The organism is Planktothrix agardhii (assembly GCF_904830935.1).
In the GTDB taxonomy this organism is placed as follows: Bacteria; Cyanobacteriota; Cyanobacteriia; order Cyanobacteriales; family Microcoleaceae; genus Planktothrix; species Planktothrix agardhii.
Genome location: NZ_LR882952.1, coordinates 1,818,021 through 1,830,000 on the forward strand (window position 1 = coordinate 1,818,021; position 11,980 = coordinate 1,830,000).

General features: G+C 42.1%; 8 protein-coding genes, 2 tRNA genes and 2 rRNA genes (1 of these 12 running past the window's edge). 10 read left to right on the forward strand and 2 right to left on the reverse strand.

Translation table 11 applies throughout. The features are described 5' to 3' along the window. Positions 1 to 32 precede the first annotated feature (32 nt). The 3 genes from NMG88_RS08420 to NMG88_RS08430 all read left to right on the forward strand — a co-directional run bounded on the left by NMG88_RS08420 (position 33) and on the right by NMG88_RS08430 (position 2,519). The gene (locus NMG88_RS08420; protein ID WP_026794598.1) at positions 33 to 494 is read left to right on the forward strand and encodes a globin family protein; all 462 of its coding nucleotides are present in this window, start codon (positions 33 to 35) and stop codon (positions 492 to 494) included. A 119-nt stretch (positions 495 to 613) separates the two neighbouring features. Continuing rightward, complete coding sequence (locus NMG88_RS08425) at positions 614 to 1,267, forward strand: V4R domain-containing protein (RefSeq protein ID WP_042153448.1); 654 nt, start codon at positions 614 to 616, stop codon at positions 1,265 to 1,267. An 88-nt stretch (positions 1,268 to 1,355) separates the two neighbouring features. Then, positions 1,356 to 2,519 (forward strand): pentapeptide repeat-containing protein, encoded by a 1,164-nt coding sequence (locus NMG88_RS08430; RefSeq protein WP_042153451.1) that lies wholly within the window; start codon positions 1,356 to 1,358, stop codon positions 2,517 to 2,519. A 248-nt stretch (positions 2,520 to 2,767) separates the two neighbouring features. On the opposite strand, the gene NMG88_RS08435 is transcribed toward NMG88_RS08430, so the two are convergent. Together NMG88_RS08435 and NMG88_RS08440 are read right to left on the reverse strand one after the other, a co-directional pair. Further along, entirely contained in the window at positions 2,768 to 3,220 is a 453-nt protein-coding gene (locus NMG88_RS08435) for a 2Fe-2S iron-sulfur cluster-binding protein (protein ID WP_346732945.1), read from the reverse strand. 202 nt (positions 3,221 to 3,422) lie between these two features. Then, the gene (locus NMG88_RS08440) at positions 3,423 to 3,728 is read right to left on the reverse strand and encodes a hypothetical protein (RefSeq protein WP_026788752.1); all 306 of its coding nucleotides are present in this window, start codon (positions 3,726 to 3,728) and stop codon (positions 3,423 to 3,425) included. A gap of 90 nt (positions 3,729 to 3,818) precedes the next feature. Between NMG88_RS08440 and NMG88_RS08445 the strand changes: the two genes are divergently transcribed. From NMG88_RS08445 to NMG88_RS08475, 7 genes are all read left to right on the forward strand, one after another. Continuing rightward, complete coding sequence (locus tag NMG88_RS08445; protein WP_214560919.1) at positions 3,819 to 5,741, forward strand: serine/threonine protein kinase; 1,923 nt, start codon at positions 3,819 to 3,821, stop codon at positions 5,739 to 5,741. After that, positions 5,738 to 7,456, forward strand: a complete 1,719-nt coding sequence (locus tag NMG88_RS08450) for a hypothetical protein (RefSeq protein WP_026797055.1) — start codon at positions 5,738 to 5,740, stop codon at positions 7,454 to 7,456. The genes NMG88_RS08445 and NMG88_RS08450 overlap by 4 nt, the downstream gene beginning before the upstream one ends. Positions 7,457 to 7,661: 205 nt before the next feature. Beyond that, positions 7,662 to 8,348, forward strand: a complete 687-nt coding sequence (locus NMG88_RS08455; RefSeq protein ID WP_227382547.1) for a GvpL/GvpF family gas vesicle protein — start codon at positions 7,662 to 7,664, stop codon at positions 8,346 to 8,348. 341 nt (positions 8,349 to 8,689) lie between these two features. Continuing rightward, a 16S ribosomal RNA gene (locus tag NMG88_RS08460) occupies positions 8,690 to 10,182 on the forward strand. 118 nt (positions 10,183 to 10,300) lie between these two features. Further along, positions 10,301 to 10,374 (forward strand) — tRNA-Ile (locus NMG88_RS08465). 12 nt (positions 10,375 to 10,386) lie between these two features. After that, positions 10,387 to 10,459 (forward strand) — tRNA-Ala (locus NMG88_RS08470). Between the two features lie 208 nt (positions 10,460 to 10,667). Beyond that, positions 10,668 to 11,980, forward strand: a 23S ribosomal RNA gene (locus tag NMG88_RS08475) (it continues 1,574 nt past the right edge of the window). The 16S and 23S rRNA genes sit together here with 2 tRNA genes alongside, the layout of an rRNA operon.

Here is an 11,980-nt window from a genome sequence, read left to right on the forward strand (position 1 = left end):
TACTGATTACTGATTACTGATTACTGATTACTATGCAAGCTGAATTAAATCAATTATTAGTCAAAGCGGAAAATCGCTATCTTCAAACCGAAGAATTGCTGGGTTTTAAGAGCTATTCAGAAACTTTAGCCCAACGATTAAAAATTTATGAATTTCTTCGTGATCGAGAAGTGGTGATTTTTCAGCCTGTTGCCGATCAAATTTCAGTTATATTTCCCCAGGAAAAACAAGAACGCTTAGAACAGGTTTTACAACAATGGATTCTGATTTTGCGCCATAGTGCAATGGCGATGTTATTAAATGATTCAGAATACCTTCAGCGACGGGTGATTGATTGGTTATCAGGTATAGTTCAAGCCCATAATACCCAAGCAATTGATACTCAAGTCTACCAATTGCTTAATACCCGTTTAAATGAATTGCTCTCGGCAAAGGCAATGGTTTTTATCCAACCATTCCTAGAACAAGTTAAAAGTTACTTGCTAAAACCTTGAATAAAAAAGAGTTAATTGATTCTGATTAGCACTTTTATGGAAACCCTGGTAAAAAAATATCTGTTCATCACAACCGCGATTCGGTTAACTATCAACCGTCAATATCACCTGTTTAAATCATGATTGAAATCAACAATTTACTAATTAAACCTCAACTTCCGGGCAACTATTTTGCTTATGATGCTTATGTGAAAGGGGATCTGGAATTGGGCTTACTAGAAAATCGCCTCGGAGGTCGTTTACTAGGTCTTCCCTCAACCTTCCTTGAAGCAATTTATACCGGATTAGAACAAGAAACAGGTCAAGCCACCCGCTTAGTCTTATTCAATTGTGGTCGCTGGTGGGGAAAAAATTTTTATGTCCGTTTTTGTGAAGAAATCAGCGAATATTATGACAAAACTGTGGCGCAAATGGAAATGATCGAATTCATTCAATGTTTACAACAATGTTGGAAAACCCATGGTTGGGGAACATTTGATTTGGATGCCCAATATACTAACACCGGATTTTTGATCTTGATTACCAAAAATTCCCCCTTTGCTAGTGTTGCTAAGGACTGGAACCGACCTGTTTGTTTTTTGGAAGCTGGAATTTTTAGCTCCTTTTTTAGTCGATTAACCGGACGAGACCTCCATTGTGTTCAAACAACCTGTGAGTCCATGGGTGCAGATTCTAACCAATTTATTCTCGGTTTGAGTAATCGTTTACAATCAGTCGAAGCCTTAGTAGATCAGGGGAAAGATCATGACACTATTCTGAAATCACTGGCATGAAATATTAATTAATTAAGAATTAAAAATTAAGAGTTACAAATTACGAGAATATTAATTCGTAATTCATAATTCGTATTAGGTTTAACCCATGGATGCGATTGAACTGCTGAGTCGATATGGAGATGGAGAACGGGATTTTAAGGGCGTAAGTCTGCGAGGTATGATTCTAAGTACCAATTCTTATCGACCCAATACCATACCAACTATGGGTTTGGCTAATATTCGAGAACCCCAAAATCGACCGCATTTAATTGGTGTCGATTTAAGTAATGCTGACTTAAGCGAAGCCCATCTCAGTCTAGTTAATCTCAGTAAGGCTAATTTGACTGGAGCCAATTTAACCGGGGCTAATCTCAGTGGAGCCAGTCTCAGTGGCACGATTCTAACCGGAGCGAACCTGAGTCGGGTTAACCTCGAAGGCTCTCACCTGAATTGGGCAAATTTGCAAGAGGCGGATCTGAATCATTGCAATCTCAAAGGCGCTGATTTTAGTTCTGCAATTCTCATACAAGCGATTTTGACTCAAGCCTGTTTAGTTAAAGCCTATTTAATTAAGGCGAATCTCCATCAAGCGATCTTGAAAAACACGGATTTAACCCAGGCTAATTTGAAAGATGTAGATTTATCCGGTGCAGATTTGACTCAAGCTATTATTGTCCGAGCTAATTTAAGTGGAGCTAATTGCACCGGGGCTGATTTAACCAAGGCCCAAATGTTAAAAACTAATTTAAGACACGCTGATTTAACCGATGCTTTTCTTAATTCTGCAACTTTATTAGAAGCCGATCTCAATGAAGCTAACTTAACTCGTGCTAATCTGAGTAAAGCCAATTTGAGCAAAACTTATCTGAGGAATGTCTGTTTAAATGGTGCTCATTTAAGTGGAATTAATTTGAGTGGGGCGGATTTGGGCGGAATTGATTTAAGACAAAAATTATTAACGGGAATCAATTTAGCGGGGGCATATTTAAGTGAAGCCAACTTGGAAGGTGCTTTATTAATGGATGCTAACTTAAATGCCAGTAATTTAAGTTCTGCTAATTTGAGTAAATCTTGTCTAATTAATGCCGATTTAAGAAATAGTCATCTGGGTAATGCTAACTTAGCCGATGCGAATTTAATGGGAGCTAATTTGAGCGGGGCTGATTTAAGAGGGGCAATTTTAAAGGGGGCAATTCTAGCCAATGCCGAAATTAAGGGTGCAAAGTTACATGGAGCTACATTACCGAATGGAAAAGTTTATAACTCTTAAAAGTAAAGGAATTTTATGAAGGTCTTTTTTTGCATAAAGTATTGTAATTCATTTCAATTATAGGTAAAAATAGATTATTTTCTACTGATAACTGTTGACTGATAACTGATATAGCAGTCGCCAGACCTATTAGGACAAAGAGTGATGCAGCAAAGCTAGACGGTGAAGTCTTTTCCTCCGAGATCCGGCGTTCCCTGTTCTCGTTCGACAAGCTCACGACGCAGCCTGTTCCCTGCTATAACTGTTTATTACTCATCTTTCGCATTCCGAGTTCGAGCTAAATATTCGCCCACTTGTAAACGAGTTTCTTTCAATTGATTCAGAATTGATCGAGTGATTAGTTTTCCAGTTTCCACAACCACTTCCCCAGTAATAGGATGTAGAAGTTCCTGTTCTGCTCGTCGCCCGACTAAAGATTCTATATCTTCGATGGCATCAATATACATCCCAGAGGGTAACTCAACAACAATACCCTCCCCAAGAACATGAGCTTGACAGGCCAAACGGGAATTAGGTTTAGCCGTTGTAATCACTTCTAAGGTTCTTTGTTCACGGCGGCTGACTTTAGATAAACCATCCATGCCATCCTTAATAAAAACATGACAGGTGGCACACATTCCCCGCCCCCCGCATTCTTTCAGAACATGAAGTTCCTTGGTCATCAATGCCGAAAGCAAATTAGAATTAGTCTGAACTGCCATTTCTTCCGCAAATCGGTTCCAGTCGAAGTATTTTAGCCATTTGTTTAGATTAGAGAATCAAATGTAGATTGCACAAGTTAGCAGTTAGATTCAAAATTTCAGGGACATTAACGTCCCATTATTCTGGCACATTAACAGTTTCAGTATCCTTATACAGGCTCGTTTTTCATCTCCCCTGTTATTTTCATAACAAATTCAAGCCTTAAGAGCGATGAAGTTGAGCATTAGGCTCTTGCACCCAAATTGCATAACCTTTTGGAGTTTTAGTAATGACAGTGCTGTCTCCGACCTTTCCCAGTTTAGCAACGATTTCTAAAGTTTTCTCAGCATTCTCTACCGCCTTAAAAAAACTGTAGTATTCCTGATCAACACAAACCGCGGGAACAGGTTGCTCCAAATCCGGCACCTTGATCCGACAAGTGCGATACTGATTTTGAGATTGAATGATTTTAGTTGGGGCTGGCCCTGTAACTGGTGTTGTAGAGTCTGATTCAACGGTCGAAAACATAAACACCCCTGGTTACTGGATAAGGTTAATTTGTCAGTAATACCCATATACTATAGGATAGGGAATTAACGAGGCGGTCTAAAACACACCATGCAGGCTTCTCGATACCGAATTTTAGGGTTAGTAGGACAAGGCCAGTTTGGTAAGGTTTACTGTGCCAGCGATCGCCGTACTGGAAAACTCGTAGCTCTGAAGGAACTGAGTCATCAAAGCGCCCCTACTCACCAATTTTTACAAGAACTATGGTTTATTATCAGTCTACAACATCCTAATATTGCCGCTTGTCTAGGTCTTGAACACATCCAGACCGGACGCTATTTAGTCATGGAATATTGTGAAGGAGGAACACTTCGTCATCTTGTCGAACAACAGAATTCTCTACGTCTACAAGAAGCATTAAACTTGATCATCGGCGTTTTAGAGGGTTTAGACTACGCCCATCAACGGGGTATTATTCACTGTGATATTAAACCTGAAAATATCCTACTCACCCTCAAATCCCAAGGGTGGCATCCAAAATTATCAGACTTTGGCATTGCTCGCCGTCTTCCCATAGCTGGAAAACTGTCCTCTTCAGAAAAGCCCCCCACTTTTACTGGAGGATCTCCTGCTTACATGGCTCCAGAAAGATTTTATGGTATTTATTCTCCTCGATCAGATATTTATGCGGTGGGGGTTGTCTTATTTGAACTATTGGTGGGCGATCGCCCCTTTCATGGGTTACCCGGTGAGTTGATGTCAGCCCACTTAAATCAGCGGTTAGAGATGTCTACAGAGATTCCTGAAGCCCTACAAACAATCATTCAAAAAGCCTTAGAAAAACTCCCAGCCCGTCGCTATAAAACCGCAGCAGAGATGGCAGAAGCATTGCAAACAGCCATAGTTAATCCTCAAATTCAAAGTCTAGCTAACTCTATTATTTTGGGGAAATTTCCTGATTCCCCCGAAGACGAACAATTCTCCAAAGCTCAGATTTCTAATCTAACTTTATCAGTTGATCATTCTATTCCATTATATTCCGTTGGAAATTCCAAATTCCCCCTAAATTGTATTACTAATTTTCCCTATCTTTATACAGCGTTTGGTCAAACATTAAAAATTTGGTCTTCTCCCCCTCCTGAAGAAACTCAGGTTATTGCTCAAAATCCAATTCATTTCCCAGAACCGATTTTAGCCATGCAAATGATGAGAAATGGGTGTTGTGTGATGACCAAAAATAAAATTTATTATGCGACTAATTTTCAAGACAATCCTAAATCCTTATTGAATTTAAGTGCGATTCAATCTCATACATCTTATGATCAAGAATCACAAGACTCTAATCAAGTTAAAGCAGAAAAAAACCATCCTTTAAATCCTTTAAATATAGCTTCACATAAAGATTTATTATATAGAGTTGCCATTGAACCAAAGAGTCATTATATGGCTTTAGCTTTTTCGGGACAATTACGATTTTATTCCCTTACGGATAAACAGGGTTCTCCCGCTTTAAAACTTATTAAAAAATTATCTCTTTCTGTTCCTCAAATTCCAGAACTTATATTTTTAGACCGTAGATATTTACTCGGAGTTTGGCTAAACTTCAAACAAAAAAACTGCACGTTGCTCAGGGTTTATACCCGCCGAGGAACCCCCATTGGCAACCTTAAATTATTCATTCCTTTAAAACAAATCATTCCCACTCCTCAACCCTATACTGTATTGGGTATTGGATGCGATGATCAACCTCAGCTTATTCTTTTACACCTAAAGCCCTTAAGTATTATTCGCATCTCCTTAAACTCTCCGCCCACCATCGCTTGCGCTACCTCCTGGGGATATGTTATAGTAGATAAAGAGGGAAAATATACCTTCTTTAATTTAGAAGGAAAATTGTTAGGAGATTATCTTGGCCCTGTTCATCCTCAAGCCATAACCTCTTGGGGAAAAACAGGTTTAGCAATTCTCACCGCTTCCGAACCCCAGGGTGACTTACACTTTGTAAAATCTATTAATCTTGAGCAAGACCTATGAATAACAATCCATTAATAGAATCAATTGATTCCGTAGAAATCACAATAAATACTATTGAAAAATCATCAACAACCCAACCTCAAAACCTAGATGATTTTCTCGATCAAACCCTAATTAAATTTATTGATTTAGTTTCCTTTAATTCTATCTCTAACTCTCCTGAAATTCCCGCTAATTTAGTCCAAGCCATGCAAGAATTGATTCAAATTCTTGCTCATTTGCGATCTCCTAATGGAGCCTGGCCAAGCAATTTACCCCAAACCCCTGAAAACCTCATTCCTTATGTTATAGAAGAAGTTTCTGAAGTATTAACAGCTTATAGGGGAATTACGAATTGCGAATTACGAATTACGAATGGGGAATATTTTACTTCCCCTGCTCCCCTGCTCCAGCCCCCAGTTATTTTATTTCTTAATACATTAGTTCCTCAATTATTATGGAATTTATCCCAGACTTCCTATCAATTTATGCGACTTTTAACCGGAATTAATGCTGAAATTTTATTACCTAATCAAGATTGGACACCTGGAAAATTAAGATTAGTTGCCAGTTTAATTATTAAAACAGAAAATCTAGAGAGTTCAATCGATCTGGCAACCAGTTTTTTTCCTCCTCCCTTGATTCCGACTGAAGCCTATGTTCAATCTAATGACTGTTCCCTATGTCAACATCCTTTAGAAGTTCAATCTTTATTAACACAAATTACCCATAACCTTCAAGATAGTTTTAATCAAATTAATTTTTTTAATGATCCCATCAACACTGAAATTATTTATCCAAAAAGTCAATGGGAATCAAGTCAAATCCACATAAAGATGGGATTTCAATTTATTGCTGACCCTGAAACATCAGAAGTCAGTCCCTTTTATTATTCGCTAGAAAATGACCAAAAAGACGAAGAACTTTTTATCCATACACCCATTCAAAATGTTGAATATTCGATCCTAGCTTCCGTTTCTCAGGCGTCTTTATTCAAAACACAAATTCGACTAACTGACCCAGGAATCATTGAACCTTATATTCAAAACCAAATCCAAAATCATGGTTTACACTGGCTTAAACAACAAAAACAATCCTATAATCTGAACCTTTCTGCCGAACCCATTTCAAATCTTGATCTTCAAGCCGAACATTCCTCTTTAATCGACTTAATTGAAATTGCAGATGAATTAGTTGATATTATTTACAGTCCCCAATCTCCTTCCAGTTTGATGCGTCTTCAACCTGAAATACCACTAACAGAATTATCCCTAAGATTGCTATGGCAGATGGTTAAAAGCAGTTATAATATTATGCAACTTATTAGTGGAATTAAAGCCAAAGTCCTGCAACCTGGATTGGTTTGGCAAACCGGACACTTGAGATTATTAGCAGTTTTAAATGCCGAATTTCTAAACGATTCTTGGGAAGTAGATATTGCCAGCAGCCAACCTCTGAAATTTGACATAAATCTCCTTATCTCTAACTCGATTATCCAGTCAGATGACCATGAATGGTGTCGATTTCCTCAATCACTAGAATTTTTAAAAATGCAAATCATTAATTTATTAGAAACCACTCCTGAACTTAAAAGTTGGATCAAAGGAGTCAAAATAGATTGGGGTAATTCCCATGAAAATTTAACACTATCTATTCCTTGGAAATCTGGATTTGCCCAACTCAGCTTTGATTTTGAATGGATTCCCAATCAGTCATCAGTAAAAAATCAGTTTTAAGTCATTTCTAATCATCAAGGATTCTTAAACATCGGACTTACGCACAAACCGGGTTTATGAACGAGAACTCACCGATTTCATCCGCAAAATCAGGGTCAGAAACCCGGTTTCTTTGGTCTTGTGCGTAAGTCCTGAAACAGTTAAGACTTAATTTATAGTCATTAGCTTTCAAATGAAACTTTTACACTCATAACTGGTGACTCAAATGTACACTTATGCTTTTTTCAAAACACCCATATCACCCCTTAAACTTTCTTCTGGGATCAGAGGTTGTTTAGAAATTATCAATTTTCAAGGATTATCCGCCTTGGTAGAAACTGATTTAAAAGCTCAAGACCTCCCAGATACCGATGAACAATTAATACAAGCTATTTTAATTCATGATCAAATTATCCGTTCCGTTTTCGAACAAACCACCCTCTTACCGCTACGCTTTGGCATTTGTTTTCCTTCTGACATAGCACTTTCCGAGCATTTAGCCCTACATCAACAGGACTACTTGCAAAAACTAGAGCAATTCCAACATAAGACCGAGTATTGTTTACAGGGAATTCCTCTCGAACCCACCCCAGTTCTTACTCAACCCAACTCCATAAACTCGTCCCCCCAGAGAGGGCGAGACTACTTCTTAGGCAAAAAACAATTCCATCAGCGTCAACTGGAATATCAACAGCAACAAGCCCAAGAATGGCAAGAGCTAGTTGGCACCATTAGCCAAACCTATCCAGAAAACCGTTTCGCCGACAGCCAACCCAACCGAGAACGCATCTATATATTGATTGACCAAACCCAAACCCTCCAACTACAAGACCAATTCAACCAATGGCAAAGCCAGTCCCACCATTGGCAGTTAAGCCTTGGGGATGCTCTACCCCCCTACCATTTCTTATAAAAGTCAACTGCCAAAACCAGTCTCAAAAAAATTTCCATCCTTTCCATATAAATATTGAAAGAAGCAATCGTCTGAAAGTCTGATGGTACAAGGATTTCAAAAAAAAAACAAAAAAACCTCAAAAAAAGCTTGACAAACCAGAGCAGATTAGATAAATTAGTAAATGCGCTTGAGAAACGAAAGCGACGAGAGCGCGCCGAACCTAGAAAAAAGAATACGTTTGAAAGTCGAATTTACAAACTCCTAGTCAAAAAACTAAACGAGGAGTCAACTGTAAAGTTGATGACTCAAAAATAACATGACTAATTAAATTAGTCAACAGAAGAGCTAACAGATTCTTCAAAACGGAGAGTTTGATCCTGGCTCAGGATGAACGCTGGCGGTCTGCTTAACACATGCAAGTCGAACGGAATCCTTAGGGATTTAGTGGCGGACGGGTGAGTAACACGTAAGAACCTGCCTCTAGGACGGGGACAACAGTTGGAAACGACTGCTAAACCCGGATGAGCCGAAAGGTAAAAGATTAATCGCCTAGAGAGGGGCTTGCGTCTGATTAGCTAGTTGGTGAGGTAAGAGCCCACCAAGGCGACGATCAGTAGCTGGTCTGAGAGGATGATCAGCCACACTGGGACTGAGACACGGCCCAGACTCCTACGGGAGGCAGCAGTGGGGAATTTTCCGCAATGGGCGAAAGCCTGACGGAGCAAGACCGCGTGGGGGAGGAAGGTTCTTGGATTGTCAACCCCTTTTCTCAGGGAAGAACACAATGACGGTACCTGAGGAAAAAGCATCGGCTAACTCCGTGCCAGCAGCCGCGGTAATACGGGGGATGCAAGCGTTATCCGGAATGATTGGGCGTAAAGAGTCCGTAGGTAGTCATCCAAGTCTGCTGTTAAAGAGCGAGGCTTAACTTCGTAAAGGCAGTGGAAACTGGAAGACTAGAGTGTAGTAGGGGCAGAGGGAATTCCTGGTGTAGCGGTGAAATGCGTAGAGATCAGGAAGAACACCGGTGGCGAAGGCGCTCTGCTGGGCTATAACTGACACTGAGGGACGAAAGCTAGGGGAGCGAATGGGATTAGATACCCCAGTAGTCCTAGCGGTAAACGATGGAAACTAGGTGTGGCCTGTATCGACCCGGGCCGTGCCGAAGCAAACGCGTTAAGTTTCCCGCCTGGGGAGTACGCACGCAAGTGTGAAACTCAAAGGAATTGACGGGGGCCCGCACAAGCGGTGGAGTATGTGGTTTAATTCGATGCAACGCGAAGAACCTTACCAGGACTTGACATCTCTGGAATCTCCTTGAAAGGGGAGAGTGCCGTAAGGAACCAGAAGACAGGTGCTGCATGGCTGTCGTCAGCTCGTGTCGTGAGATGTTGGGTTAAGTCCCGCAACGAGCGCAACCCTCGTCGTTAGTTGCCATCATTAAGTTGGGAACTCTAGCGAGACTGCCGGTGACAAACCGGAGGAAGGTGAGGATGACGTCAAGTCAGCATGGCCCTTACGTCCTGGGCGACACACGTACTACAATGCGAGGGACACAGAGCAGCCAACCCGCGAGGGAGAGCGAATCTCACAAACCCTGGCACAGTTCAGATTGCAGGCTGCAACTCGCCTGCATGAAGGAGGAATCGCTAGTAATCGCAGGTCAGCATACTGCGGTGAATCCGTTCCCGGGCCTTGTACACACCGCCCGTCACACCATGGAAGTGAGCCACGCCCGAAGTCATTACTCTAACCCTTTCGGGGGAGGAGGGTGCCGAAGGCGGGGTTGATGACTGGGGTGAAGTCGTAACAAGGTAGCCGTACCGGAAGGTGTGGCTGGATCACCTCCTTTTAGGGAGACCTACTTTTGATGAGAGTGCCAAATCCAACAAAAATAGCACCATCAAAAGTCATCCCAGGTCGTGCTAGGAAAGAAAGAGACTTTCAAACGTATCTAAAGTTCGGAAAAAGGGCTATTAGCTCAGGTGGTTAGAGCGCACCCCTGATAAGGGTGAGGTCCCTGGTTCAAGTCCAGGATGGCCCACCTAAAAAATGTGGGGGTATAGCTCAGTTGGTAGAGCGCTGCCTTTGCAAGGCAGATGTCAGCGGTTCGAGTCCGCTTACCTCCACTAAAAATATTCCTAGAACAAATCAGCACTACAGCTTTCTGTGAAGAAAGAGTAAATGCTGGAAAAAGTTCCAGCCAGAACCTTGAAAACTGCATAGAAGAATCAAAAGGGATCAACAATGAAACCAGAACCGGGAATCAGAAACCCGGAAAAGTTCTGGTGTTCAGGAGTTCGGAAACGAACAGAAAATCTCTAAAAAAGAGAAAGTGGTCAAGATAGAAAGGGCTGACGGTGGAAACCTTGGCACACAGAGGCGAAGAAGGACGTGGCGACCGACGATAAACTCCGGGGAGCTGGAAGCGAGCGACGAGCCGGGGGTGTCCGAATGGGGCAACCCAAAAACAGCCCACTGAATCAAATAGGTGGGCATGAGCGAACCGGGCGAACTGAAACATCTTAGTAGCCCGAGGAAAAGAAAGCAAAAGCGATTTCCCGAGTAGTGGTGAGCGAAAGGGAAACAGCCTAAACCAGTCGGTTTACCGATTGGGGTAGTGGGACAGCGACACTGGACTTAGAGAGTTAGACAAAGCAGATGAAACCTGCACCAGAGAGGGTGAAAGTCCCGTAGTCGAAAACTCAAAAAGCCTAGCTGAATCCCGAGTAGCACGGAGCCCGTGAAAGTCCGTGTGAATCCGCCTCGACCACGAGGTAAGGCTAAATACTCCTGTGTGACCGATAGAGAAACAGTACCGTGAGGGAAAGGTGAAAAGAACCCCGGAAGGGGAGTGAAACAGAACCTGAAACCGTCAGCTTACAAGCAGTGGGAGTCCGATTAAACGGATGACCGCGTGCCTGTTGAAGCATGAGCCGGCGAGTTAAAGGCAATGGCAGGTTAAGACAGAAAATGTCGAAGCCCAAGCGAAAGCGAGTCTGAAGAGGGCGAAGTCGTCATTGTTTTTAGACCCGAACCCGGGTGATCTAACCATGTCCAGGATGAAGCTTGGGTAAAACCAATTGAAGGTCCGAACCGACCGATGTTGAAAAATCGGCGGATGAGGTGTGGTTAGGGGTGAAATGCCAATCGAACCCGGAGCTAGCTGGTTCTCCCCGAAATGTGTTGAGGCACAGCGGTTGTGGAAAAATCTGGGGGGTAAAGCACTGTTTCGGTGCGGGCTGCGAGAGCGGTACCAAATCGAGACAAACTCTGAATACCCAGAGGAAGAACAACCAGTCAGACGGTGGGGGATAAGCTCCATCGTCAAGAGGGAAACAGCCCAGACCACCAGCTAAGGTCCCCAAATCACCACTAAGTGAGAAAGGAGGTGGGAATGCCGAGACAACCAGGAGGTTTGCCTAGAAGCAGCCAACCTTAAAAGAGTGCGTAATAGCTCACTGGTCAAGCGTTGCTGCGCCGAAAATGAACGGGGCTAAGTGGTGTACCGAAGCTGTGGAATATGATTTATTGTATTGGTAGGGGAGCGTTCTGGCGTAGGGAGAAGCACTAGCGGAAGCAGGTGTGGACGAACCAGAAGTGAGAATGTCGGCTTGAGTAGCGAAAATGTAGGTGAGAATCCTACACCC

Coding starts and splice junctions, on each gene's coding strand:
- NMG88_RS08420 (WP_026794598.1), top strand. CDS start 33: ATGCAAGCTGAATTAAATCAATTATTAGTCAAAGCGGAAAATCGCTAT.
- NMG88_RS08425 (WP_042153448.1), top strand. CDS start 614: ATGATTGAAATCAACAATTTACTAATTAAACCTCAACTTCCGGGCAAC.
- NMG88_RS08430 (WP_042153451.1), top strand. CDS start 1,356: ATGGATGCGATTGAACTGCTGAGTCGATATGGAGATGGAGAACGGGAT.
- NMG88_RS08435 (WP_346732945.1), bottom strand. CDS start 3,220: ATGGCAGTTCAGACTAATTCTAATTTGCTTTCGGCATTGATGACCAAG.
- NMG88_RS08440 (WP_026788752.1), bottom strand. CDS start 3,728: ATGTTTTCGACCGTTGAATCAGACTCTACAACACCAGTTACAGGGCCA.
- NMG88_RS08445 (WP_214560919.1), top strand. CDS start 3,819: ATGCAGGCTTCTCGATACCGAATTTTAGGGTTAGTAGGACAAGGCCAG.
- NMG88_RS08450 (WP_026797055.1), top strand. CDS start 5,738: ATGAATAACAATCCATTAATAGAATCAATTGATTCCGTAGAAATCACA.
- NMG88_RS08455 (WP_227382547.1), top strand. CDS start 7,662: ATGTACACTTATGCTTTTTTCAAAACACCCATATCACCCCTTAAACTT.